The organism is Gleimia hominis (genome assembly GCF_032085515.1).
GTDB lineage: Bacteria > Actinomycetota > Actinomycetes > Actinomycetales > Actinomycetaceae > Gleimia > Gleimia hominis.
In genome coordinates this window covers 551,546-577,108 of sequence record NZ_JASXSX010000001.1, presented here as the reverse complement: position 1 = coordinate 577,108, position 25,563 = coordinate 551,546, and the positions used below count along the sequence as shown (strand labels likewise).

Sequence of the window (25,563 nt, the reverse complement as noted above, 5' to 3'; positions counted from 1 at the left end):
GCCGTATGAGCACCTTGTTGTTAAAACTACGAGGTCCGCTGCAGTCTTGGGGAAGTGCTAGCCGCTACATGGTCCGCCACACGGATAATGTGCCCACAAAATCGGGGGTGGTTGGTTTGTGTGCGGCTGCGTTAGGACGCGAACGCACCGCTGACATGTCGGATTTGAGTGCGCTCACGTTCGGTGTGCGGGTGGACCAGCCGGGCACTATTTTGCGTGATTTCCAGACTGCGCAGCGGGCCGGTGAGAAGAACACCAGCATCATCACCCGTTACTATCTGCAGGACGCGTGTTTTGTAGCTGGGTTGGAAGGCCCTCGGGACACGCTTGCACAGATTGCGGGGGCTTTACAACGCCCGGTGTTCCCCCTGTTTTTGGGGCGGCGTTCTTGCCCGGCAAGTACGGATATTTTGTTGGGAGTTGAAGATTCTTCGCTTGAGGAGTCGCTGCGTTCCCTGCCCTGGCAGGCGGGGCAGTGGTATCAGAGGCGGATGAAGAACGATGCGCAGCATTTAGGTAAGAGCGCGATCACCCTCCCCGTTTTTCGTGACGCTCGTAAGGGCGAGCGGGGGGACGCGATCCGCGACGTGCCAGTTAGTTTTTCGCAAGAAGAACGCCGGTACGCGTGGCGAGAAGTAGTGGAATGCGACCCTGTTCGCGTTCCCGTGGACTCTGCGCCGGATTCGGTTCCAGACGTTCCCGTGGCGTCTACCCACGATGGTGGTGCGGCTGGTTTGCGTTTTGATGGTGGTTATTTTGAGGCGGTGGATTCGCAGTGACGAGCACGTTTTCACTGATTGAGATTAACGCGCGTAGGCGTGGGGGTGCGAAGCTGATTGCGAACCCGCAGGCTATGCATGCGGCTGTGATGTCGAGTTTTCCGCCGAGTGCTTTGGAAGGCGCGCCATCGCGCGTGCTGTGGCGTTTGGATCATGATGGGCCGGCGTACAAGTTGTATGTGGTTAGCCCAATCGCGCCGGATTTTACGCATATTGTGGAGCAGGCCGGGTGGGCTGGTCAGGAGTGGAAGAGCGCGGACTACGAGCGGTTCCTTGACCGCATCACCAAGGGTGAGCGTTACGCGTTCCGCCTTACCGCTAACCCGGTTAAGCGCGAACCTGCTAACCATGGGGATAAGAAAACTGGGCCCGTGCGTCCACTGACTGTTAATGGACAGATTAAGTGGCTGGTTGAGCGAGCGCAGAAAAACGGATTCCGGTGTCTGCAGCGCAGCGAGTTTGATTCGACTCTTCCGGTTCCCACTCTCGAGAATGGTCCCACCCTAGGAGATGCCCCGGCCTTAGGGGATGCTCTTACAAGACAAGACGCGGATCCGCTACCGCCCACACCTCTGGTTACGGTTACGCGGTGTGATGACGCTAGGTTCCACCGCAAATCGAAGCCTCTTTCTGCTGAGAATCCGCAGTCTGATCGGCGTGGTAGCGGAAAGAGCCCTTTTAAGCGGCTTTCTATCCGGAAGGCTCAGTTTGACGGTGTCCTGGAGGTTACCGATGCCGGCTTGTTGCGTTCTGCTTTGTTGAATGGGATTGGGCGGGCGAAGGGCTATGGCTGTGGTTTGATGACGATGAAGCCACTTACGTAGTTTTTATGTGCAGGTTTTGGTGCCCGGCCTTCGTTCGTGTGGCCGGGCACCTCGCGCACGCGAATAGTTTTAGGATTTTCGCTATTTATTTTTTTGGTTTCTTATTTTTTTGAGGAGTGAGCGCACATGTTTGGGGTGGCGCCTCCGCGGCGTCAGGAGGTTGGCCAGGTTAGTGACCGCTGGTCTTTTGTGTATTTAGAGCGTTGCACGGTGAACCGGGATGATAATGCGATTACCGCAACTGATGCGGAGGGAACGGTTCATATTCCGGTGGCGATGGTGGCGTGTTTGATGTTGGGTCCGGGGACGCGGGTGACTTATGCGGCGATCGCGTTGCTTGGGGATTCTGGTGTGTCCGTGGTGTGGGTTGGTGAGAAGGGGGTGCGGTTTTACGCTGGGGGTCGGTCTTTGGCTGCGAGTTCGCGTTTGTTGGATGTGCAGGCGCGGTTGAGTACGACACCGCGGGAGCGTGTGAAGGTTGCGCGGCGAATGTATGAGTGGCGGTTTCCTAATGAGGATGTTTCGACGCTGACGATGCAGCAGTTGCGTGGCCGTGAGGGTGCGCGTATGCGACGGGTTTACGCTGATGTTTCGGAACGTACGGGGGTGTCTTGGAGTAGGCGGGATTATGATTCGCAGGATTTTTCTTATGGGGATCCGGTGAATCAGGCTCTTTCTGCTGCTAATGCGTGTTTGTATGGTGTGGTGCATGCTGTGGTTGCTGCGTTGGGTTGTTCGCCCGCGTTGGGGTTTGTGCATGCGGGTACTGATCGGGCTTTCCTTTTTGATGTTGCGGATTTGTATAAGGCACAGACTTCTATTCCGATTGCGTTTGAGGTTGTGTCTGAGGGGGTTGCTGATGCTACGGGGGAGGTTCGTCGGCGGATGCGGGACGCGATTGTTGAGCACCGGTTGCTTGAGCGCATCAGTGCTGACATTAAGGAGTTGCTGGTGCCTGGGGAGGATCCTGATTTGAGCGCGGGTGGTTTGGTTTTGTGGTCTGGGCAGGCGAGTGGGCCTGTTGAGGCGGGAAAGAACTATGCGGATGAAAGACGCCGGCAAGGTTCGGTGAAACCTGGTGCGCTGGGAGCGGCTAGTGGTGAGGGAGCGGGTGTGTAGTTGTGATGACGTTGGTGTTGACTGCTTGCCCGCAGGGTTTGCGGGGTGATTTGACTAAGTGGTTGATGGAGGTAAGCCCAGGTGTGTATGTGGGGCAGGTGTCGGCGCGGATTCGGGAGGTTTTGTGGGACCGGGTGCGTGAGCTTTGTAATGAAGGGAGGGTGGTGATGACGTATTCGGCGCCTGGTGAGCAGCGGCTTAAAGTTCGGGTTCATAACCAGGAGTGGCAACCGGTGGATTTTGATGGGCTCACGTTGATTAAGCGGCCTTTTAAGAGGAAGGTGCAGGCGGATCGGAAGACTGGTTGGAGTATTGCAAGCCGCATGGCAAGGGCGCGTCAAGGGAAGTGGCGTGAGGCGTACACGACTGTAGAAAAGAACTAGTGTCAACTGCTACTGTTTGACTATATGGCTGAGAGGCTCCAATGGTTAATTCGTATCTTGTCTATCTCGCAGAAGTAACTAAGAACCACTAGGTCACCGGATATTTCTGCAGATCAGCAAGTGTGCTCCCCACGCATGTGGGGATGAGCCTCATCAGTATCACGGAGCGAATGCAAACCCCAAGTGCTCCCCACGCATGTGGGGATGAGCCCATGAGGCTCGCCCCGATCTCATCCACCTGCATGTGCTCCCCACGCATGTGGGGATGAGCCTATGATGAGTTGGAGCAGGGTAGTGACGAGTGGGTGCTCCCCACGCATGTGGGGATGAGCCCTTACGACGATCACAGCGTTCTTTGGACGGTAAGTGCTCCCCACGCATGTGGGGATGAGCCATAACACGCGAGAGTGAGCGGCCGCGAAAACAGTGTGCTCCCCACGCATGTGGGGATGAGCCTTGGCGCGAGGTCGAGGACCTTGTGCTGGTTGAGTGCTCCCCACGCATGTGGGGATGAGCCGTAGTATCACGAGCAGGGACGTGCAGAGAGTGCGTGCTCCCCACGCATGTGGGGATGAGCCTGGTCACGCAGTACACGCGGCTAGAACACGTGCGTGCTCCCCACGCATGTGGGGATGAGCCGAACCTTTCCCCGTCCTGGAAATCCATGCTCATGTGCTCCCCACGCATGTGGGGATGAGCCGTCGTTCTTTAAGCCGTGCTTGGTGCTCTCTCAGTGCTCCCCACGCATGTGGGGATGAGCCGGAAATTCCCAGACCTACAGCAACGTTGAACAGGTGCTCCCCACGCATGTGGGGATGAGCCGTACGCTCTGCCCTAGCAACCAGCTCCGAGAGCGTGCTCCCCACGCATGTGGGGATGAGCCGATCTGTACGCCATCTTCCCACAATCGACTACGGTGCTCCCCACGCATGTGGGGATGAGCCGGTTAGTGAACGTGAGATTAACACTGACGGTAAGTGCTCCCCACGCATGTGGGGATGAGCCGGCCCTACCCAAGGGGATTAAATACCAGCCCCTGTGCTTCCCACGCATGTGGGGATGAGCCCGGGTACATGCCCCCGCGCAGCTGGAGACGCACGTGCTCCCCACGCATGTGGGGATGAGCCCTGCAGCACGCAAATATATACGCGGCAAAACCAGTGCTCCCCACGCATGTGGGGATGAACCCGTACTGCCGGGACGGGCTAATGCCTGGCGCGTGTGCTCCCCACGCATGTGGGGATGAGCCCTATCTGACTTGGCTTCGTCGCGTACTTTGAACATGTTCCCCACGCAAGTGGGGATGAGCCGCTATATGTAGCGTATACGCTACAGGCTTGGTTGTGCTCCCCACGCATGTGGGGCTAGGTACGGGGCCGGCGGCTAGAGAGTTCGTGGTGTGTCAACATGACGCATCCCCACGCGACTGATTTTGATCACGGTTGCATCATTTTGCGCAGCCACGTCCCGCACACCAACCACAGTGTGTGCACATACAGTTAGAGGCCGCTCGAAGCGGCCCCTAACTGTATCCCATCAACACAGTGCGAGTTTTCCCAGACTTAACAACCCAAGTCAGAAAACCCCCTTCCGGAAACAACAGGACTGAACACTAACACTTCCAGTAAATCCTGTGAGCAACTCTCTCGAGTCACCCTGTCTCCGTGAAGTTGTTTTTAGTCTAAAACGGGTTCCTGTTAAAGAAGTTGGGTCTACCTAGGAATTACCTGGGAAATACTCACAGCACCCTAATATCAGATCGCTTGGGGTTCCAAAGCCCACGGGCCATCCGCATAATCCCGGATCGTACGGTCAGAAGAGAACCGGCCAGAACGCACAATATTCACCCAGCACATCTGCGCCCAACGCTTCCGATCCGCATAGTCCCGCGCCTGCCTATCCCGCGTCTGTCGGTAATCCGCGAAATCACCCAGCAAATAGTACACGTCCACAGGTTCATACCCATTCGAATTCAACAACGACACCCGCAAATCGTGGAACATACCCGAGTTATCATCACTCAACGTCCCATCAATAAACGCGTCCAACACCCGTTTCAACCCCGGCACGGTCTCATACTCATGCCGCGGATCATACGTCTTGCGTAGCTCCGGCAGTTCCTCTTCCCGAGCACCAAAAATGTACGCATTGTCGTCACCCACGGCCTCATGAATTTCAACATTCGCACCATCCATGGTGCCCAAACACAAAGCGCCATTCATCATGAACTTCATATTCGACGTGCCCGACGCTTCCTTACCCGCAGTTGAAATCTGCTCATGCACGTCAGTTGCCGGAATAATCTTCTCCGCAGGCGACACATTATAGTTCTCAATGAACACGACCTTAATCAACTTCGACACTTCCGGGTCGTTGTCAATCAGGCAGCCTACCTCGTTAATAAGCTTAATAATCGCCTTCGCACGCACATACCCAGGCGCTGCCTTCGCCCCAAAAATGAACACGCGCGGCGGCACATCCAAACTCGGGTTCTCCTTAATACGGAAATACAGGTCCAGCACGTACATAATGTTCAGCAGCTGCCGCTTATACTCGTGAAGCCGCTTAATCTGCACGTCAAAAATCGCGTCCGGATCAATCTTCACGCCCTGGCGTTTCTCGATCCAATTCGCGAAATCCACCTTATTGGCGTGCTTAATATCGTTGAGGCGGGCCAACAGTTCGTCATCCGCCGCCCCCTCGTGCTCCGCTAGTACATCCAGGTTACGCACCCATTCGTCCGACCCCACCACTTCCGTGAGGAGCTTTGCCAAACGGGGGTTGCACTGGTTCAACCAGCGCCTCGGCGTAACCCCATTGGTCTTATTGTTGAACCGCTCCGGCCAAATATCATGCCAATCATGCAGCGTGTCCCGCTTCAGAATCTCCGTGTGAATCGCGGCCACACCATTAATTGAATACGACGCGTAGCACGCAATCCACGCCATGTGCACGTGCCCGTTACTAACCGGCGCCATGTAATCAATCTTCCCCTGGTCAAAGCCGCGAGCAGCTAAATCCGCGCGGAACCGCCGGTCAATCTCATACACAATCTCCATGATCCGGGGGAACAAACGGTCGAAAATCGAGATCTCCCACTGTTCCAACGCCTCCGCCAAAACCGTGTGGTTTGTGTACGCGAACGTGTGCGACACAATGTCCCACGCCTCGTCCCAACCCAGACCCTGCTCATCCATAAGTAACCGCATCAGCTCCGGGATCGCCAACACCGGGTGCGTGTCGTTCAACTGCACACAGTTATACTCAGCGAAGTTGTGGAAGTCACCGTGCACTGCCTTGTGGTTATCCACAATCTGCTGCAAGGATGCGGACACAAAGAAGTACTGTTGCCGCACGCGCAGCACTTTGCCCTCATACGTCGTGTCATTGGGGTACAGGACGCGGGAAATATCGGACGTGCGTTCCCGCTCCACAATCGCGTCAGTGAACCGCTGCGAGTTAAACGCGTCGTAGTCGAATTCCTCCATCGGTTCCGCGCGCCACAACCTCAACGTCCCCACATTATCCGTGCCATACCCCGTGATCGGCATGTCATACGGAATCGCTCGCACTGTCAGGTCGTGATAGTGCACCACTCGCTGCGCTTCCTCGTGGCGCAGCACAAACGGGTACCCCTCTTCCATCCACGGGTCCGGATGCTCCGTCTGGTAACCGCGGTCGAACACCTGCTTAAACAAACCGTAGCGGTACAAAATTCCGTACCCCACCACCGGCAGGTTCTGCGTCGCGCAAGAATCCAGGAAGCATGCCGCCAAACGCCCGAGGCCACCATTGCCCAGCGCGGCGTCGGGTTCCTGCTCCAAAATGTCCGACAGGTCCACTCCGTACGCTTGTGCTGCTTCCCGCGCCTCGTCGTACAACCCCAAGTTCAACAGGTTGTTCAGTAGAGCACGTCCCATGAGGAACTCAGCAGAAAAGTAGTGCTGGCGCCGGCCCTTACGGTACTTCTGTGTGGTTTCGTGCCAGTTATCCGCAATCTTGTCGACAACTGCGGCAGATAGACCTTGCCAAAGTTCCATCGTGGTTGAGGCTGATGCTGGTCGTCCTGATATGGCCCGCACCTGTGAGCGTGAGGACCGCTTGAAATCAACAGACATTACATGTCCTTCCAATATGTTGCAGTAGACGCGCCGTAACGCGAGAACCACCGAAATTCTATCGACTAAAACACTCTTGTCCGAATCTTTACGCGAATAGCGACAAATCGCGGTCGTTCTCGTAACAAACTCTCATTACAAACCCTACCGTCCACACCACTCTCCTGCCGCCGCGCCCAAACAGGTCTTCCCTACTTGAGAACCGCCCCGCCGTGCTCACGGACCAAACTTGGGGACGTACACGAACCAGCCCGCTCTACTCGCAGATCGAACTTGGGTGTGCACGCGAGTCAATCCCCAGCGGCGAGAAACACTGCCGCAGTGTAGAAGGTACGCGCCCCCCGGCGGCGAGAAACACTGCCGCAACTTGGTACCCTTATTCAGATACCAGTTTTATTGGGAGGGCACGATGGCGGTTGAAGAGGTTACGAAACCTCGGGTAAATAAGGTTTTGAAAGAGCTGAACGTGGAACCCATTCCTACGGAAGATGGTTCACTAGTCGCACAGTATGTAGACGCTCTAATTAGCGTGTCCGTTGAGGAACACTCGGTGATAGTGTCCACCGTGTGGCGCGGACTTTTCCGCGAACGTGAAGACGTCGATAAGCTCCTGCCGTTTGTTAACAGTTTGAACGAAATGTTTGCCACAGGGCGGGTTGTTGCCACGGAGGACAAAGAAAAATCCATGATCGTGATCCAAGCGCTACCGATTGCAGCTGGGCTTACCGACACTCAGTTGAAAGCGTCACTGCAGGCCATGCTGGTGACGGGTTCGCAGTTATGCGACGAAGCGGCAGCGCGTTTCCCCCACTTAATTACGTGGAAAGAAAGTTAACCAGGTTACTTGGAAAGAGAGTTAACTATGTCTGATTTAACGGTCACATTCGACCGCGTTAAAGCTGCGGCGCAGCGGTTAAAGTGGGATTTTGATGTTGCTGAGGGGGAAGAGACACTCATCGCCGGATTTGAAGACGCGTTTGTGACGGTACCGTTTCAACCCGAGGTGCTTACTTGCGTAACGTTTGACCCGAACACTGCGGTGCCTATGGACCAGTTCGATGCGGTGGCAGCGTGGGCAAATCAGTGGAACACCACCTGTTTGTACGGTAATGCTTATGCGAAAGTAAACGAGCACGCGGGGAACGTGGCTCTGGTTACTTCCGCGGGCGTTCCGATTCACGAGGGGGCAACGGACGCGCAGCTCGACAGTTGGCTACTAACTATCGTGGGTGCTTGCGTTCATGCATGCGCAGAGTTCCGCGCGCACCGGCAAGCTGAATAAGGGGCGCGCAGAATAAACCCGGCGGCTCCCGAGTAAACGCACCGTTAGCCGTGAGCTTTACACACTGTTAACCGCTAGCTGTGCGGCACCTTTAGCTGCGGTTTATGCGTACCCCTATATCTAGTGGTGGGGCGTGGTAGATCGATGTGGTTACCAACCCATTGACGCCAGTTTGCCCGTATTCAACACAGTTTGAGGGGTTCACTCCACCGGCGGCTAGAAGCACGGAGTTGGGGTAGGCCTCATGAATATCTTTGACAATTGTGGCTAAACGCTGGGTGGGTACCTTGTCGAACTGGATCCCATCCGCCCCCGCCGCAAGAACCCGAGTGGCTACGTGTGGGTCGGAGGTTTCGACGATGATTTTCTTCTCGATGTTCGCGCGTTTAACTCGCGGTAGTTGGGTTACGAAAGCGTCTACCCCGCCGGCCATCTGAATGTGCTGGCCAAACACGAGAATAGTTTCGGAAACCCCCATTCGATGCGCCACCGCACCCCCATCCAAAGCGGCCTTGACCATCAGTTTCTTAGCCCCAGGCGTTACTTTACGGGTCACCAGCAGGGGAAGTGACAGCCCCGCCACTCGCAGTGCCGTACGCATCTCGTGCGCGCGGGTAGCTATCCCACTGCACGTGTCCAGAATGTTCTGCCCAACCTTCCACAAAGCGAAAACCGCTCGCACGGGGCCGCGGGCAGTACACAGGGTGTCGCCTGCTGACACTTCCGCGCCAGAACCGAGAGTTGAAGAGAAGTCAACCCCCAGCAGGTCCGCTAGCCGCTGCACTTCCTCCAGCCCGCTAACCACCCCATTTTCACGCGTAAAGTACTCAGCCGTGCACGCCCCAGACAGCTGCAACGCGTCGGTCGTGAGGTCTTGGAACGGCATGTCCTCAAGTAGAAAACGTTCTATTTCAGCAGTGGTGAAGTACATCATTTCAACCTCCATTCTTCTTTCGTGCCCGGTCAACAAAACCCTGTCATTGGGATAAGGCTAGATGAACTAGGTTAGTTGAACTACTTTGTCCGCGAGGGCGGCCACCCGGTCCGTGTCATGATCGATCAAGAGCACGGCGCGGCGGTCGCGTTCACGCGCTACACACGGCGCAATCAGGTCGCGTTGCCGAGTGTCGATTCCTTTAAACGGCTCGTCCAACAGGAGTACGTCTGAGGGCACCATCAGAGCGCGCAGCAAGGCAGCTCGCCGCCCCATTCCCGTGGATAGTTCCGTGGGGTAACTTCCCATTACCTGTGCGATTCCCAGCTCTTGAGCTAGCGCCGTGGCGCGTCGCGGCTCAACCCCCACGTACTGCAAGTTCTGTTCAATAGTTTGAGTGGGGAGCAAGCGGTCTTCTGCGAACAAGGCTGACACCGTCAGTTCATGTTCGTGCCATACCCGCCCACGCGACGGCGCGGTCAGTTTAAGCACAATCCGACTAAGCGTGGTTTTTCCCGTCCCCGAGTCGCCCACAAACGCCACCACCCCGCGCTTTGGGATAGTCAGGTTCACATCCGTAAAAACCCAGTTCGCGCCGTATCGCTTCCCCACATTTTTCAGTTCGATGAGGGTCTGGGCAGGCCCGCGCTCGGAGCCCGCACTCATCGCAGCTCCTTCACTCTCACTGCCACTAGGAGACGGCTCGTGGTTGCACGCACTTAAGTCAGTGACAGTAACGTCCCCCATTTTCACGCCCCTCCCCGCGTTGCCACGTGCAGGCGTTGACGTTTAGGAATCAAACATATCGCAATACGTTCGGTAACTGTCGCAACAATGACGATCACAAATGTCCATGCAAACAGTGCGGGGGTATCTAGGTACACTTTTGCGTCACTCAGGTGGGCGCCCACACTGGCGGTAGCTGAAGAAATAACCTCTGCCGTCACCGCTGACTTCCATGCGAACCCGAAACCAGTTACGTATGCAGAAACCACGTACGGCATGGTGGCAGGCAGATACATCGAGCGCAGTTGTCGGTGTAAAGGCACGCGAAATACCCTCGACATTTCTCTTAACTCCGCACTGGTTTTATCGATTCCTGTCCACGCATTCATATACACGAGGGGAAACACCATGAGGAATGCCACGACAATCGGCAGGTACCGCGAGGACATGAACACCAAAATAGTGATCGTTATTGAGGCGACAGGTACCACGCGGATAAACCGCACCAGCGGGTTCAGCACGGTTGCAATAAGTGGTAAAAAGTACGCGCAAAAGGCTAGGACAACCCCCACCACGAGCGACAAAACGAACCCAGCTACGATGTTCCCCACGGTTTGCAGCACGGAAGTGTAGAAAGTGGCTTCGTGCAGCATCTCCCACAGTTTCGCGAGGGTACCTGCGGGGCCAACTAGCAGCAGGTCAGATCCCACCCAATGCGCCAGCAGTGCCCACACACTCACCCAGAAAGCTGCCACCAATACCCACCGCGCTGCCCGGTGCAGCTGCACCGTCCACCGCGTGGTTTTAGGCGCCAAAGTAGAAGTCGGCTCCCGGCACTTCACCGCCCACTGACGCGGGGTTGGCCTCATGCAACATTTCTAAAAACGGCGTGAGCATATCCTGCAAATCACTGCCCGTAATGAACACCTGGTGGCACTTCGGAATCGCCTCTTTCGCAACCTGCGTGGGCATGAGTTCGAACTTACCGGTTAGCTTCGCAGTTTCTTCGACGTTTTTCTTCGCCGCCTCCGCTGATTCACGATATTCTTCAACAAACAGCTTGGCTGCCTGCGGGTTTTCGTCTACGAACTTTTTCGATAGCACGAGCACACCTTGCGCGTACATGGTTCCTGGGTGGATTTTCTCCCATTGGTCAGACAGGTCCGCCACCACGTGCACATCTTGGTTCTCTTGCATCAATTTCACGAGGGCGGGCACAGGAATCGCTGCGGTATCTGCTTTGCCCGACGCGAACTGGCTGACAACCTCGTCGTGACCGGGGAAGAATTCAACGTTCAGGTCCTCGCCGTTCTTAAGTCCTTTTTTCTTGAGGACTTCCAGCAGTGTGTACTGTGGAATCGCACCTTTACCAGCAGAAATCACATCGTGTCCGGACAGGTCCGTAATTGATGTCACATTTGGATCGCGACTAACAATCTGGATCACGCCCAGGGTCGTCGCTGCGGCGATCTGGATGCTCTCAGGTTTCTTGTTATACAAAGTGGCAGCGAGGTTGGTGGGAACGGTAGCAGCGTCTAGCTCACCGTTGACTAGCTTTGTGGTGATCTCGTCCGGTTTCGACGTTTTTATTTGCTTGTATTTATTCTGCGTTTCCCCTTTCTCATTTGATTCCAACAGGTTCGCTGCGCTTATTGAGGGGAAGCCGCCAATTAGTCCCAAGTTGACTTCTGCACCCTCGCTGCTGGCAGAAGCACTTGGCGAGGTAGACTGTTCCGCGCTCTTGTCTGTTTTAGGATCACTGCTGCAGCCGGTGAGGGCTAACATGACTGCTGCGACAGTTCCCACGACGGCGGTAAGCTTTTTTCTGGTAAACACGCTTGAGCTCCTGTAAATACGGTGTTTTTTGCTATCGGGTACGCAAACACCCTATCAGGCCGGCAAATACTACTTTAGGTACATAAGCGAACACTATTGGGCACATAAGTGACCGCTCTTAGGTACATAAGTGAGCACTCTTAGGCACATCAGTGAGCACTCTTCTTTTGAGAGCAAGAACGGTCCTACTTACCACCCCCTTCGTCCGCGTTTACACCGCTTGAAAGGACTACAAAACTATATGTGGTGCCAACAATTACCACTCACTCCCACATGTAGTGTTATCGTTATACATGTCGATGGGTCGTAACTATTATTTAGCCATACCTATCGATGTTGAATTTGTGGCTGTCCAAGCGAACTCGCCACGGGGTTTGCTGGTAGGTGGCCCGGGAAGCAAAATGTTCGGCAGGTTTACAGGGGTAAGGAAGTAGGTTTGTATGGAGAATTCGGTTTCAAACAGTGGCACGCGCATTGGTGATCGTTGTATTTACGACGTGTCTATCACGCCACCTAAGTTGCGCACAGACCCTCATGGGCGATTAAGACCTGTGAATTGGAATGATCTGCAGGATGAGAAGGATTTGGAGATTTGGAACCGGCTGACCGCTAATTTTTGGTTGCCAGAGAAAGTTCCTTTGTCGAACGATTTGGCTACGTGGCACACGATGAGCGCGCAGCAGCAACAGCTAGTTATGCGTGTATTTACGGGCTTGACGCTATTGGATACGGTACAGGCCACAGTTGGTGAACCCGCGCAGATTCAAGATGGTAAGACGGAGCATGAGGAGGCGATTTACACTAATATCGCGTTTATGCAGGCGGTGCATGCGCGTTCTTATTCGTCTGTTTTTTCTACGTTGGCGTCTTCCGAGGAGATTGCGCGTTCTTATCGGTGGGCGGTAGGTAACGACCTGTTACAAAGCCGAGCTAAGACGGTTATGCGTTACTACTGGGGTGAGGATCCGCTGAAACGCAAAGTGGCTTCTACCCTGCTGTCTTCGATGCTGCTTTATGCTGGGTTTTACTTACCGTTGTATTATTCGACGCGCGGGTTGTTGATGAACACGGCGGATATGATCCGCTTGATTCTTCGTGATAAAGCTGTTCATGGTTACTATTCGGGGTATAAGTACCAGTGTGGTTTGCGGCAAAAGAGCGCGGCTGAGCAGGAGGCGATGCGCACTTTCACGTACAGCCTGGTGCGGGAGCTTTACGATTTAGAGATGCGTTATTCGGGTGAGCTTTACAATCCGGTGGGGTTAATGGTTGACGTGGCGATGTTTGTTCGTTATAACGCCAATAAAGCCTTGATGAATTTAGGTTACGAACCGCTTTTTTCCGCTGAGGAAACCGCGGTGAATCCGGCGGTGTTGGCTGCTCTGTCGCCCGCTGCGGATGAGAACCACGATTTCTTCTCTGGGTCAGGCTCCTCCTACGTTATGGGAGTGGCTGAAGAAACCACGGATGAAGACTGGGGATTCTAAAGCGGGCTGATTCTACGGGTGAGCCACTAGGCGACGCGGAGGAAAAGAAAAGGGAACTAGTTTATGCGAAAATGGAAATCCTAAAGGGGATCGGAGAAGCGGCCGCAGGGATAGCGGCCATCATAGCCGCCTTCCGAACCCGAAAGGACAACAAGGAAGATAACTAATCTTCCGACCTCGCCCCAAGCCGGGGCGAGGTGCCCGCTACATCAAACATAACAGACAATGAGAAGGCACTCCAAAATGATAAGAATAAAACCACAAACAGCACTGGCAGCAGGTGGAACAGCACTACTGGTAGCCGCGCTGCCAACCCGCATGCTACCCGACCCACTACACCTAGCGGTCGCCGCGATCACCGCCACATGTGGGATAGTCGCACTAGTAGGCGCCATTCAATATGCGCGAGCATAAGACCGAGCGAAATTGGCTCTCTTCCATATCTTCCTAGTGATTCCAGCTGCGATCGAGACAGAGACAATAGGAGTTATTGCGCTGCTCGGGCAAGAACAGCGTGCAGCGGAATAACCCACGTGCTACCGACCTTACTGCCAGGCAGATTCCCAGTTTTGAGGCGGTCGTTCACAGCTTGCCTACTGATCGGCTCCCGTGTCCTCACTTGAAGACGCAGCGCCGCGTTTAGCCTGGGCGGCAAGCATGTCATCAAGACCATCACGGAAATATAACAATCCATAATCATCTTCATCAATATCTTCACGCAAAACTAATTTGTCCCACGCCTCCAACAAATCAGGGGAAAAAATGAACCCCTTATTCTTGAACAAGCCAGGGGCTGCGGTTTGAACTGCAAAGAACGGATCAGTTTCATAATAGGTAGACCCGTAACGACCTTTCCACATACTCTCGTCGCTCTGTGCTTTCAACTCCCTTATGGAGCGCTCCACAGCTTCATCAAAATCCATAACACACCCGCTTCCAACTACCCCAATTATAATGCGCCAAGAATACACAACGTACAGCATAAGGCTAGAGACACAAGCGGGCTGTCCGCAAAATAATGGTGTTGGTGGGCAACCGGCCACCACATCCAAACTAAAAAGAGGAGGGGCTAATGACTACCGGTCTAGCAATAGTGTAGGCTCTACTAGTCGCCATTTCAGTCACACTTCAATTTCTGATGTGGCGTGACCAGCAAGAGCAATAAGCACGCCGGTTGCCCTACATACAGTGTACAAGATGACCTCTGCGTGCGGCAAACCTAAGGGCTTGAAATCATCGAAATAAAGAATGAAAAGCATTCCAAACACGTTTAGAGATCGCGTGGTAATCACGCTGCTTTGTGCGGATTGCACGGCGATAGTAGTCACGCCCCAACCATGCGAAAACCCCGCCATTTCAAGGAAACAGCGGGGCGGAAGCGGAGAGCAAGAGATTCGAACTCTTGGTAGGGGGTTTCCCTACAACGGTTTTCAAGACCGCCACCTTCGGCCGCTCGGTCAGCTCTCCAGTGCGTCCATTCTACCGAAACGCGCAGCAATGCTGAAACTCAGACCGACCCCCACAAGAGCGAAACCGGCCACAGTCCCAACACCAAAATCAATCAAGCGCCATGCGCGGGCGCAGACAAATCCTCCCCGCGAACACCACCCGCCTTAGTCTCCTCCACCGGAGTCCAACCCGGATACGCAGATGTAGCCGACGTCGACGGTTTACGCGACCGATACACAATCGGCGGCCGCGTCACATACCCCACCGGCGCAGAAAACACATGCACTAAACGTGTAAACGGCCAAATCGCAAACAACAACAACGCCGCCACAATATGCAACTGGAACGATAATGGAACCCCAGCCATAACCTCAACATTAGGCTGAAAAAAGAAGATGGAACGGAACCAAACTGAAATCGTCTCCCGGTAGTTATAACCACCCTCAGGCCCAAAAATCTGGTTCGACGCAGTCGCAAACGCCCCCAACAACAACGGGATCGTAAGCAACACGTACACCACCCGGTCACGCTTCGTATTCGCAAACCGCACCGACCGCTTCACAAACCGGCGGTACACCAAACCGAAAAACCCAACCAACGTAACCACAGCAGCCAACCCACCACCAATAGTGGCCAGCAAGTGATACTGATGCTGAGTAACCCCAATCGCTTCCGTGGCCTCCTTCGGAATCACCAGACCCATCACATGGCCCACAGCCACCGCAAGAATACCCAAATGAAACATCGGCGAAGACCAACGCAAAATCCGGCTCTCACGCAACTGTGACGACTCAGAGGTCCACCCGTACTGATCCGAGTTATAACGCCAAACCAGACCCACCACCATTAACGTCAAACACACATAGGGGAACACGCCCCACAAAAATACATTCATCGCACAGTCCCCTTCCCAGCCTCGCGGCCAGCAACACTTTGCTCAGCACCTGCGGTCTGCGCGGCAGAGTCGCGGCCGGTAACTTTACTACCATCGGGCGCATGCATCATATCCGTTGGCCACGGCAGATCCTGAGGCTGATCCAACCCCACCAGCTCCGTCGGTGGGCCCTGGCGGATCAGCTGGAAAATCCGCTGCTCAGTTGCCTCATCCACCTGCGGTAACGCCATCCGCAACGCAGCCACCACTTTCGCCCACGGGGAATCAAACGAAGCCAACGCTGCATGCAGAATCTCCACACCCTCTCGGTTCGCAGCGATCGCGCCCTCCACCAACTGCAGGTCCTCCCCCTCGCACCGGGCAGCCAGCTCAAGCACGCGTGGTAAATAATCCGGCAACGCCTCTCCACGCGGCGGTTCAAACCCCACCGCAGCGTACAAATCCTGGAAAATCGTCAACGCAATCCCCCGCTGCCGCGTATCTCCAGTCGCATAATACGTAAGCTCCAACGCACACCGCCGTTTGCGGTCAAACGTCTCCACATACGCTTCCTGCACACTGGTGCGCCCCGAAAACACAGCCCACCCACAGAAACTATCCAACTGCTCAGCCACCTGCGCAGGCAACCGCGCCGCCAACTCCCGCGCAGCTAACACCACCGCATCCCAATTCTCCTGCGGGTAATCCAACAGCAAACCGCACGCCAAAAACGTATCCGCCCGCTGCTCAGGGGTATGCGCCACCACCGGAGTAACAGGCGCCTTCTGCCGCTTAGGCACAAAACTCGGCGCACGCCGCGAACCAGAAGACATACTCACAACCCCGGACGCTTCCCAATAGACACCGGCACCTTATTACCTCGAGGCCCAAAATCAGCCCGATCACCCACCGGACACAAATACTCCGTTGGCGTGCGCAACGTCTCCGGATGCGTTGTCGGAATCACATACCGATCCTCATACTTCGCAATCGACAGCAACCGATACATCGCCCGCACCTGCTCCTCAGACATGCCCACAGCCTCAGGAATCTGCGGATTCGGATCATTACCCAACGTAATATCGCGCATATACGAACGCATCGCTGCCAATCGCCGCAACGACCGCTCAACCGGACGCGGATCCCCAGCCGTAAACAAACCAGCCAAATAATCCAACGGAATCCGCATCGTCGCAATCGCAGTCAGAAGAATCTTATGATCCTCCCCATCATTACCCGACGCCGTCACCGCATCCACCACCGGCGACAGCGGCGGAATATACCAAACCATCGGCATCGTCCGATACTCCGGATGCAACGGCAACGCCAAATCATACTCTTTAATCAACTTATAAACCGGAGAATGCTGCGCCGCATCAATAAACGAATGCGGCACCCCACTCGCCTGAGCAGCAGCCACCACCTCAGGATCATTCGGATCCAACATGATCGACCGCTGCGCCTCATACAAATCCCACTCATTCTCAGTGGCCGCAGCCTCACTCACCCGGTCGGCGTCATACAAGATCACACCCAAATAACGCAGCCGACCCACACACGTTTCCGAACACACAGTCGGCTCACCCTGCTCAATCCGCGGGTAACACAACGTGCACTTCTCCGCCTTACCCGAATGGTGATTAAAATACACCTTCTTATACGGACACCCCGACACGCACATCCGCCAACCCCTGCACGCATCCTGATCCACCAGCACAATCCCATCTTCCGTACGCTTATACATCGCACCAGACGGGCACGCAGCCACACACGTAGGGTTCAAACAATGGTTACAAATCCGCGGCAGGTAGAACATGAACGACTCCTCAATGGACGTCTTCACACTCATATTCATCTGCTTCAAAACCGGGTCCGCATCCAACGTCTCCGTGGACCCCGCCAAAGAATCATCCCAGTTCGGACCCCACTCAATATTCTTCAAAGACTGCCCAGTCATCTGCGAACGCGCCTGCGCCACCGGCAACGCCTTCGAATCCGCTGGCGCATTCAACAACTTATCGTAGTCATACGTCCACGGCTCATAATAGTCATCAATATCGGGCATCAGCGGGTTCGCGAAAATCTTCGAAAGCTGACGCAACTTACCACCCGAACGGGGCACCAACTTACCCGATTTAGTACGCTTCCAACCGCCCTGCCACTTATCCTGATCCTCCCAAGTCCGAGGGTAGCCAACACCAGGTTTCGTCTCTACGTTGTTAAACCAGATGTACTCCGTGCCCTCCCGGTTAGTCCACGCCTGCTTACAGGTAACCGAACACGTGTGGCAACCAATGCACTTATCGAGGTTCATCACCATCACAACTTGGCTCATTACCTTCATGGCTGCATCCTCCCTGTCAAAAACTTCCCAGACCTAAAACCGTTCCGGCCCAAAATCTTCTAAAACTCCACGTCTTGACTACGCCGGCGAATCACCGTCACCTCATCCCTCTGGTTACCCGTCGGCCCAATGTAATTGAACGCGTAAGACAACTGCCCATACCCACCAATCAGGTGCGTGGGCTTAAGGAAAATGCGGGTCAGAGAGTTATGCGTCCCCCCGCGCTTCCCCGTGCCCTCATTCAACGGCGTGTGCGTAATCCGCTCCTGCGCGTGGTGCATATACACCGTGCCCTCCGGGATCCGGTGCGACACGATCGCCCGCGCAGAAACCACGCCGTTACGGTTATGCGCCTCAATCCACTCGTTGTCCTTAACCCCAATCTTCTTCGCATCCGCCGGGCTCATCCACACGGTTTGCCCGCCGCGCCCAAGCGTCAGCATGTACAAGTTGTCAAAATACTGCGAGTGAATCGACCACTTATTGTGCGGCGTCAAATAACGCACCGCCACTTCCGCGCCCCCACTGCCATCTTCACGCACAGTGCCGGGCGCTGCCTCACCAAACAAATGATGCAAATCCAAAGGTGGTTTATAGATCGGCATGGTCTCGCCGTACGCATCCATCCAGTCGTGATCCAAATAGTAATGCATCCGCCCCGTGAGGGTGTGCCACGGTTTCATATACTCCACGTTCTGGCTGAACGCCGTGTAACGCCGCCCCCCATGCTCGGAACCAGACCACTCCGGGGTCGTTATCACCGACTGCGGTGCCAACTGCACCTCTTTCAGCGAGATCTCGTGGTCCTCCTGGCCCGCCGACATCTCCGCCATGTTCCCAACGCTCCCGACCTTTTCTTGCAGCTGTTCAAAACCGCGGGTAGCCAGCCTCCCGTTCGTAGCGCCCGAGAACTTCAAAATGAACTCGCACGCCGCCAAATCAGTAGCTAACGACGGGCGCGGGCCAATCGGGGTGTCCACTAGCCCGTACTCTTTCGCCATCTCTTTCACTTCGGGCTCCGGGTGCAGCGTGACGCCTTTAACCGTCTCCCCCAGTTTTTCAAGCAGCGGGCCAATCGACTTGAATTTTTGCCCAATCGCCGAATAGTCCCTCTCTACCGGCACAATCTTCGGCATATTCTGCCCCGGCACCCACCCGCATTCCGCGCGCGGCACCACCACCCCATTTGGGTTAGCCAGCTCGTCGGGCGTATCCGTGTTCAACGGGCACGCCACCACGTCTGTTTCCACTCCCAGGTGGCCGGCAGCTAGCTCAGAGACCTTGTCCGCCAGGTTTGAATACAGCTCAAAGTCCGTGCGCGCCTCCCACGGCGGGTTAATCGCCGCGTTAAACGTGTGGATGTACGGATGCATGTCCGTGGTCGACAAGTCGTGCTTCTCGTACCAGGTAGCAGCTGGGAACACGATGTCCGAATGCAACGTGGTAGAGGTGTTGCGAAAATCTGCGGTCACAAACAAATCCAACTTGCCGTCCGCGCCCTGCTCCCGCCACCGCATGTGCTTGGGCCGCTGCGCTTCACCCAGTTCCTCACCCTGCACGTCATTATCGGCACCCAGCATGTGCCGCAAAAAGTACTCCGTGCCCTTCGCGGAAGAGCCCAGCAGGTTCGTCCGCCAGTTAAACAACACCCGCGGGTAGTTCACCGGATTAGATGGGTCTTTAGACGCGAACTCCAACCGACCCGCCTCCAGCTCTTGCGCCACATACGGGCCCACATCCAAACCTGCGGCTTTCGCTTCGCGTCCTAACTGCAGAGGTGACTTGTTGAACTGCGGGTACGTGGGTGTCCACCCGCGTTCTTGCGCTTCCAACAATGAATCCGCAACGTTCACGTCCTCAACCTTCGCGGTCGAAACCGCGGACGCTAACCGCGAGGTTTTCAACGCGTCGTAACGCCACTGCTCGGTTGCTAAATACCAAAATCCCGTGGAAATCATGTGGCGCGGCGGCCGGTGCCAATCCAAGCCGAATGCGTAGTGCTGGAATGATGCCACTGGACGCACCTTCTCTTGCCCCACGTAGTGCGCCCAGCCACCACCGTTCACACCCTGCGTGCCACACATCGACGTCAGGGCCAAGATTGTGCGGTACACCTGGTCGGAGTGGAAATAGTGGTTAGTACCCGCCCCCAACACGATCTGAGAGCGGCCCTTCGAATCGTCCGCGTTCTGCGCGAACTCCCGACCAACCCGGATGGTCGCGTTCGCAGGTACCCCCGTGATCGACTCCGCCCAACCCGGGGTGCACGGGCTAGAAGTATCCGCGTACCCCTCTGGCCACTGCCCCGGCAGACCCTCGCGCTCCACCCCGTATTGAGCGAGCAGCAGGTCGTACACCGTGGTGACCCAGTGGCCGTCGTAGTTAATGGCCGGCACTCCGCGTTTAACCGCGCCCGCACCCACCGAGTGCTGGGCCGCTTTGCCATCGGGCACCAGATCGAAGCGCGGCAGAGTCACCTCGGTTGGCTTTCCGCTCACCTCCGCGAGGCTCATCACGGGGTCCACGCCCTCCATCTTCAAATTCCAGTGGCCATGCCCCTCGGGACTAAACCGGTCCGCCATAGTGCCACGCGGGTCTTTAACCGTCCCATCTTTATCCATCACCAGGTACCGCGCTTCCGGTTTCGGCGCGTTCTTCGTCTGCTCCGAAACACTCGTCACGTCCTGTACCGTGAGGAACTTGCCCGGCACCAGCCCCTGCTCTGTCTGCTCCAGTTTCACCAAGAACGGGCTGTCAGTGTACTTGCGCATGTAGTCCAGGAAGTACGGGGTTTGCTTCTTCACGTGGAATTCCTTGAGGATCACGTGCCCCATCCCGAGCGCTAATGCCGCATCGGTACCCGGGTTCACGCGCAACCACTCGTCCGCAAACTTCGTGTTGTCTGAATAGTCCGGGTTGATCGATACCATTTTCTGCCCGTGGTAACGCGCCTCCGTCATGAAGTGTGCGTCGGGCGTGCGGGTAAGTGGCAGGTTCGAACCCCACACCAGCAGGTAGGTGGCGTTGAACCAGTCGCCGGCCTCAGGCACGTCCGTTTGATCCCCAAATACTTGCGGTGAGGCCATTGGCAAGTCCGCGTACCAGTCGTAGAACGAAAGCATGGTGCCACCCAAGAGCTCTAGGAAGCGTGCGCCCGCACCGTAAGAGACCATGGACATCGCAGGAATCACCGAGAAGCCCGCGAGGCGATCAGGACCGTACTCCTTGATGGTTGAAACCGTTGCGGCCGCCGTGATTTCCGTGGCTTCCTGCCACGTAGCCCGCACCATCCCACCTTTACCGCGCTGCGACTTGTAACGCTTCGCCAACTTCGGGTCTGAGGCCACCGCATTCCACGCATCCACCGGATCTGAGTGAGACTTCTTAGCTTCCCGGTACGCCTCAAGAAGCACCGAACGAATATAAGGGTAGCGGATACGGGTTGGGGAATACTCATACCAAGAAAACGCGGCGCCACGCGGGCACCCACGCGGCTCGTAGTCAGGCATATCCGGACCCGTGGACGGGTAGTCCACCGCCTGAGCCTCCCACGTGATCAACCCATCCTTAACGAACACGCGCCAAGAACACGAACCCGTGCAGTTCACCCCATGGGTAGAACGCACAACCTTGTCATGGCTGAAGCGCTGGCGGTAAAAGTTGTCGGCTTCCCGCCCACCCAGCAAAAACATTTGCCGCGCGTCTTCACTGACATCACCTCTGCGCAGTTTAGCGCCCAGTTTCAATAAAGATGAGTTAGCCATCGTTACCCTTTCCGCAAATCTGTCTGTGCCCAAACGCTGCCACTACCCTGGCGAACCCCGCGTCCTTCAAGAACCTCGTGCTGTTAAGAACCTCGTGCTTTTCAAGAATCACCCGCCCAGCACCGTCCCGGCCCCTAGCCTGGGAACGGCGCCCCTTTGCGCGCGTACTGCTTCCAGCACAACACGGATCCGACCACGCAGAACACCGCGCAAATAAAGAACCAGGTGGAAGCCGACACCGCTGTTAGTGCCATCGAAACCACGAACGGCCCCAATGACGCCACAGCAGCGGTGAAACCAATCGCCCCTCCGGCCTGACGCGCCGGCATGATCATCGGCATCTGCTTGAACGTCCCCGCGTTTCCGAACCCAGAGAACAAGAACATTACCAGCATTGCAGTTAAGAAAAAGTAGAAGTCCGTTTTACTCTTCGGATTCATGAGGAAGTAGCCCCCCACTGCGAGTGACACCGCCATCCCCACGCCCGAGATGAACGTCCAAATCGCTCCACCCATTTTGTCACAAAACGGGCCCCACAGCATCCGCACCACGGAACCGATCAGGGGCCCGAGGAACGCGAATGACGCGCCCGTAACCGCGAGCTTCAGTGGTGACTGAGCCCCGAAGTTGTCGTTAATCAACAGTCCGAACACGGCAGAGAACCCCGAGAAAATCCCGAACGTCATCACGTACAGCACCGTCATGTACCAGGTGTTGGGGTTAGAGAAAATGTCTAGCTGCTGTTTAATATTCGCTTGGATCGGCACGTCCCTCAACAACCAAAATGCCAAAATCGCAGCCACAATGCACCACGGAATGAAGAACGCGGCCGCATTGTGAACCCATAGGGGGCCGCCGTCACCATGCTGCGGAGACAACCAGGTGAGACCAAACAATGAGAAACCCATCAGCAGTGGCCCAACCAGCTGAATGATTGACATTCCCAGGTTCCCAATGCCGGCCTGCAGGCCCAAAGCGGTGCCCGACAGGCGTTTAGGGAAGAAGTAGCCGGTGGACGGCATGTAGCCAGAGAACGACCCGCCGCCGATACCGCACATAAACGCTAGGGTCAGCAGCCACCAGTACGGCGTGTTCGTGTTCTGCACGGCAAAAAACCAGCCGAGCATCGGGATTATGTACAGCAGTGAGGAAATGCCCACGAGTTTACGCGTGCCCACAATTGGCGGTAGGAACGTGTAGATCAAACGCAGCACCCCGCACGACAAGCCCGGCATCGACGTGAGCCAATACAGTTGCGCCTTCGTCAGGTCAAAACCGATTTCGTTTAGTTTCGGCGCGATCGCTGACACTAGGAACCACACGCAGAACGCGAGGATCATTGAGAACGTACTAATCGCTAGGGTGCGCCACGCAATGCTGGCGTTCCACTTCTTGGGATCGTTCGGATCCCACCCCTTTAGGAGGTATTTTGATTCCTTACTTACCATGTCATCCTCACGCATTTACTACTTATCGGCCCTAGCATTCCACAAATATTCACACCTTTTTCCGGTTTAATATAGTGGGAGAGAATGTGCTGACTGCAAGGGCTTTCTTGAGGGTCGCCAGACCCGGGATGCGACGAGCACAAACACAATTAAAGTAAGTCCATAATTACATAAATGAGGGGGTAAGGGATGGGCGATAAGAACACCAACTCGAAGATGAAACAGAAGAAACTGGCAAAACTACGACAACGCGTCGCAGGTGCGGTAATTGTGGTAGCGCACGACCGCATTCGTGCCACACAACCTGACAGTGCCGGTAACCTAGCACGAGAGCTGCTGGGAAAACACCAAGTTGACACCCCAGACCTCGTTCTGGTGGACGAAGATTCCGCTGAGGTACAAGGCGCAATCAAAGATGCAATCGCGCGCGGCGCCCGGGTGATCCTCACCTGCGGTGGAACCGGTGTGACTTCGAGCGACGTCACCCCTCAAGCAACTGAACCGCTACTGGCCGCACACCTGGATGCGATTCGCTGGCAAATCGCGCAGCAAGGCCTGTCGATGACCCCACTGGCGTCCCTGTCGCGCGGACTCGTGGGCGTAACCTCCCAAGATTCCGACGGGGTACTCATCGTCAACTCCGCCGGGTCGCGCGGCGGCGTAAAAGACACCATCACCGTAGTGGGCCCGCTCATCCCTCATGTACTAGAACAACTGGACCCAGACACGTTCAAGCTAGTGGCAGAGGAATCAAACTAGCGCAGGCCCAGCTACCGGCGACGGCCCAACCGCCACCCTTTCGCCTCCCGCTCTGGCTGATGCGGTTTATCCAACAGGCCCCTCGAAATCGCCGCAGCAAACGGCGGCCACAGCGGCAACCGGGGCATCAACAGTGCCTGCACCGCGTGGTAATTGTCTTTCAAACCCGGCAGGTAAGACTCCGTGACCTCATTATCTTCCGACAGGCACCGGTGCCAATACCCGGGCTGCTCAATCACGTACTCCTCCACGTAATCCAACCACGAACGGTAGTGGTGGTCGTAGTGCTCCACGGAACCAATACTTCCGCCGTCATCCAACACCGCTTGCCGCAGGGCAATCGTTGCGGCAATCCCCTCAGAAACAATCCACTGCATCCGGGACGCATCCACCACATTGCCCTCAAAATCAACGGAATACACGAACCCCGGTTTCCCGTTACGACGCCACCCGTCCACGCGGGCGCGTTCAAACATCTCTTGGGACAGTTCCAAAAGCCAATCCGGTGAGGTGCGCCCAATCGTTTTATTAGCCGCCCGCACGTGAACGGCAAGCCGAGCCCACTCCATCTGGTGGCCAATCACCACCGCATTCGGAAAGTGCTGCACACCGCGCGAATGCCCCGGGTAATTCCTCAGCGGCTCCCAGTTGGAATCGTAGTGTTCCCCCACCCGCCAATCGTTATTCGACGCCTCTTCGTACACGAACCGCAAAATCGCGGTAGCCCGGTCTATCCACACCGGATCGTCCATCACTTCCGCGACCGCGAGGTACGCTTCCGTCGTGTGCAAGTTGGAGTCCATGCCCCGGTAATCCGCCAACTCCGAATAGTCGCGGTTATAGCGGGCCCGCACCCGATCCACAGTTTCGTCCCACCAATGCGCCTCTTGGTCCCGCATCGCTTCCAGCAGGAGCTCGTTACCACCCGGCCGGTTAGCCACCGTTGCCGACGCCGCCGCTAACAGCAAGAACGCGTTCGAATACTGGCGTTTCCACGCCCCATCCTCACCGTGCGGCACCCCGTTGCCATCCGCATCCGGCTGGTGTTCAATCGCGAAAAACCAACCGTCAAACTCCGGGTCCTTAAAATACTTACGTAAACACCGCACCCCGTGGTCCGCATACTTACGCGACCCCGGAATCCCCAGTTCGGTAGCTAAACAGAACACGTAGGTAAACCGGGCGGTGGCAGCCAGATCCACCGGGCGGGTCTTGTCAATACTCCCATCGGGATTCAACATCCCAAACCCCGTTGGCACCATCGCGGACCGACCGGTTTCAACCAGCGCCTGCAAATGCTTACTCAACCAACGGTTGTGTTCAATGGAATCTAACCAGCTCATAACGCATCCCCTCGTTGGAACTACCGCCCACCCACGGGCAACTAGCTGTCTTAACTCCAGGCTAGCGCCTCCGCTTACACGCGGGGTTGCGTTC

The 25,563-nt window shown here is 55.9% G+C and carries 20 protein-coding genes, 1 tRNA gene and 1 CRISPR repeat array; of the genes, 8 read left to right on the top strand and 13 right to left on the bottom strand.

Annotated features, from left to right (window positions below):
• Window positions 1–5: 5 nt before the first annotated feature.
• The 4 genes from cas5e to cas2e all read left to right on the top strand — a co-directional run bounded on the left by cas5e (window position 6) and on the right by cas2e (window position 3,105).
• Window positions 6–779, top strand: a complete 774-nt coding sequence (gene cas5e, locus QS713_RS02450) for a type I-E CRISPR-associated protein Cas5/CasD (protein ID WP_313272165.1) — start codon at window positions 6–8, stop codon at window positions 777–779.
• Window positions 776–1,603, top strand: a complete 828-nt coding sequence (gene cas6e / locus QS713_RS02445) for a type I-E CRISPR-associated protein Cas6/Cse3/CasE (protein WP_313272164.1) — start codon at window positions 776–778, stop codon at window positions 1,601–1,603. The genes cas5e and cas6e overlap by 4 nt, the downstream gene beginning before the upstream one ends.
• 126 nt (window positions 1,604–1,729) lie before the next feature.
• Window positions 1,730–2,722: a type I-E CRISPR-associated endonuclease Cas1e gene (gene cas1e, locus QS713_RS02440; RefSeq protein WP_313272162.1), complete on the top strand. Its 993-nt coding sequence runs from the start codon at window positions 1,730–1,732 to the stop codon at window positions 2,720–2,722.
• Window positions 2,723–2,727: 5 nt separating this feature from the next.
• On the top strand, window positions 2,728–3,105 hold the full coding sequence (cas2e, locus tag QS713_RS02435; RefSeq protein ID WP_313272160.1) for a type I-E CRISPR-associated endoribonuclease Cas2e: 378 nt from the start codon (window positions 2,728–2,730) through the stop codon (window positions 3,103–3,105).
• Window positions 3,106–3,227: 122 nt separating this feature from the next.
• Window positions 3,228–4,476: a CRISPR direct-repeat array (repeat unit 28 nt; unit sequence GTGCTCCCCACGCATGTGGGGATGAGCC).
• Window positions 4,477–4,859: 383 nt separating this feature from the next.
• Here cas2e and QS713_RS02430 read toward each other — a convergent pair.
• On the bottom strand, window positions 4,860–7,223 hold the full coding sequence (locus QS713_RS02430; protein WP_313272159.1) for a glycogen/starch/alpha-glucan phosphorylase: 2,364 nt from the start codon (window positions 7,221–7,223) through the stop codon (window positions 4,860–4,862).
• Window positions 7,224–7,632: 409 nt separating this feature from the next.
• Between QS713_RS02430 and QS713_RS02425 the strand changes: the two genes are divergently transcribed.
• Window positions 7,633–8,058: a YbjN domain-containing protein gene (locus tag QS713_RS02425; RefSeq protein WP_313272158.1), complete on the top strand. Its 426-nt coding sequence runs from the start codon at window positions 7,633–7,635 to the stop codon at window positions 8,056–8,058.
• Between the two features lie 27 nt (window positions 8,059–8,085).
• A complete protein-coding gene (locus QS713_RS02420; protein ID WP_313272156.1) occupies window positions 8,086–8,505 on the top strand; it encodes a YbjN domain-containing protein in 420 nt (139 codons plus the stop codon).
• 91 nt (window positions 8,506–8,596) lie between these two features.
• Here QS713_RS02420 and modD read toward each other — a convergent pair whose 3' ends face one another.
• From modD to QS713_RS02400, 4 genes are all read right to left on the bottom strand, one after another.
• Window positions 8,597–9,451: a ModD protein gene (modD, locus tag QS713_RS02415; RefSeq protein WP_313272154.1), complete on the bottom strand. Its 855-nt coding sequence runs from the start codon at window positions 9,449–9,451 to the stop codon at window positions 8,597–8,599.
• Window positions 9,452–9,505: 54 nt separating this feature from the next.
• Window positions 9,506–10,105, bottom strand: coding sequence for an ATP-binding cassette domain-containing protein (locus QS713_RS02410; protein WP_313272152.1), 600 nt, complete (start codon window positions 10,103–10,105; stop codon window positions 9,506–9,508).
• Between the two features lie 83 nt (window positions 10,106–10,188).
• The gene (locus QS713_RS02405; protein WP_313272150.1) at window positions 10,189–11,034 is read right to left on the bottom strand and encodes an ABC transporter permease; all 846 of its coding nucleotides are present in this window, start codon (window positions 11,032–11,034) and stop codon (window positions 10,189–10,191) included.
• Window positions 10,970–12,001, bottom strand: coding sequence for an ABC transporter substrate-binding protein (locus QS713_RS02400; RefSeq protein WP_313272148.1), 1,032 nt, complete (start codon window positions 11,999–12,001; stop codon window positions 10,970–10,972). Before QS713_RS02400 ends, QS713_RS02405 begins: the two co-directional genes overlap by 65 nt.
• Window positions 12,002–12,441: 440 nt before the next feature.
• Between QS713_RS02400 and nrdF the strand changes: the two genes are divergently transcribed.
• Window positions 12,442–13,488, top strand: coding sequence for a class 1b ribonucleoside-diphosphate reductase subunit beta (gene nrdF / locus QS713_RS02395; RefSeq protein WP_313272146.1), 1,047 nt, complete (start codon window positions 12,442–12,444; stop codon window positions 13,486–13,488).
• Between the two features lie 593 nt (window positions 13,489–14,081).
• Here the strand turns inward: nrdF and QS713_RS02390 are convergent.
• The 7 genes from QS713_RS02390 to QS713_RS02360 all read right to left on the bottom strand — a co-directional run bounded on the left by QS713_RS02390 (window position 14,082) and on the right by QS713_RS02360 (window position 23,382).
• Window positions 14,082–14,411, bottom strand: coding sequence for a hypothetical protein (locus tag QS713_RS02390; protein ID WP_313272145.1), 330 nt, complete (start codon window positions 14,409–14,411; stop codon window positions 14,082–14,084).
• Between the two features lie 456 nt (window positions 14,412–14,867).
• Window positions 14,868–14,955: transfer RNA gene (locus QS713_RS02385), tRNA-Ser, on the bottom strand.
• Window positions 14,956–15,049: 94 nt separating this feature from the next.
• Window positions 15,050–15,832, bottom strand: coding sequence for a respiratory nitrate reductase subunit gamma (gene narI / locus QS713_RS02380; RefSeq protein WP_313272143.1), 783 nt, complete (start codon window positions 15,830–15,832; stop codon window positions 15,050–15,052).
• A complete protein-coding gene (gene narJ, locus QS713_RS02375) occupies window positions 15,829–16,644 on the bottom strand; it encodes a nitrate reductase molybdenum cofactor assembly chaperone (protein ID WP_313273716.1) in 816 nt (271 codons plus the stop codon). The genes narI and narJ overlap by 4 nt, the downstream gene beginning before the upstream one ends.
• 2 nt (window positions 16,645–16,646) lie before the next feature.
• Complete coding sequence (narH, locus tag QS713_RS02370; RefSeq protein ID WP_313272141.1) at window positions 16,647–18,155, bottom strand: nitrate reductase subunit beta; 1,509 nt, start codon at window positions 18,153–18,155, stop codon at window positions 16,647–16,649.
• A 59-nt stretch (window positions 18,156–18,214) separates the two neighbouring features.
• Window positions 18,215–21,919, bottom strand: a complete 3,705-nt coding sequence (locus tag QS713_RS02365) for a nitrate reductase subunit alpha (protein WP_313272139.1) — start codon at window positions 21,917–21,919, stop codon at window positions 18,215–18,217.
• A gap of 134 nt (window positions 21,920–22,053) precedes the next feature.
• Complete coding sequence (locus QS713_RS02360) at window positions 22,054–23,382, bottom strand: nitrate/nitrite transporter (RefSeq protein WP_376779543.1); 1,329 nt, start codon at window positions 23,380–23,382, stop codon at window positions 22,054–22,056.
• A 174-nt stretch (window positions 23,383–23,556) separates the two neighbouring features.
• Between QS713_RS02360 and QS713_RS02355 the strand changes: the two genes are divergently transcribed.
• Window positions 23,557–24,126: a MogA/MoaB family molybdenum cofactor biosynthesis protein gene (locus QS713_RS02355; protein ID WP_313272138.1), complete on the top strand. Its 570-nt coding sequence runs from the start codon at window positions 23,557–23,559 to the stop codon at window positions 24,124–24,126.
• Window positions 24,127–24,137: 11 nt separating this feature from the next.
• Here the strand turns inward: QS713_RS02355 and QS713_RS02350 are convergent, their stop codons facing one another.
• Window positions 24,138–25,469 (bottom strand): AGE family epimerase/isomerase, encoded by a 1,332-nt coding sequence (locus QS713_RS02350; protein ID WP_313272136.1) that lies wholly within the window; start codon window positions 25,467–25,469, stop codon window positions 24,138–24,140.
• Window positions 25,470–25,563: the final 94 nt, after the last annotated feature.